General features: G+C 68.7%; 1 protein-coding gene. It reads right to left on the bottom strand.

Features of this window, described 5'->3' with window-relative positions; all coding sequences use genetic code 11:
* A partial coding sequence (locus tag ACY9Z2_RS18940) for a hypothetical protein (RefSeq protein WP_463611234.1) occupies positions 1-278 on the bottom strand: 278 nt, incomplete at both ends.

Genomic DNA, 278 nt, shown 5'->3' with positions numbered 1-278 from the left:
AGTGCTTCATCGCCTCGGCGTCCGCCAGCAGCTCGGAGAGCTTGCGCATGTAGTTCTTGTGCCCGGTGAACGACGAGCTGAGCATGCGGTTCAGGTGCGGGTTCACGCGCGCGTCGTAGCCGTACGCGGCGTCCTCCGGCATCCAGACCGTGCGCACGAAGCCGCCGTCGTTCGCGAACTCGGCGAAGCCGGTGCGCCCGCCGAGGTCCTTCGCGTTCGAGAGCCCCGTGATCAGCATGCGGCCGGGCAGCGCGTAGAAGGTGTGCGGCCCCACCACG

The sequence above is a fragment of the Virgibacillus sp. GM2-2 genome (genome assembly GCF_055329585.1).
The sequence above is the reverse complement of the archived record's forward strand: the minus strand, read 5'-3'. Positions and strand labels throughout refer to the sequence as shown.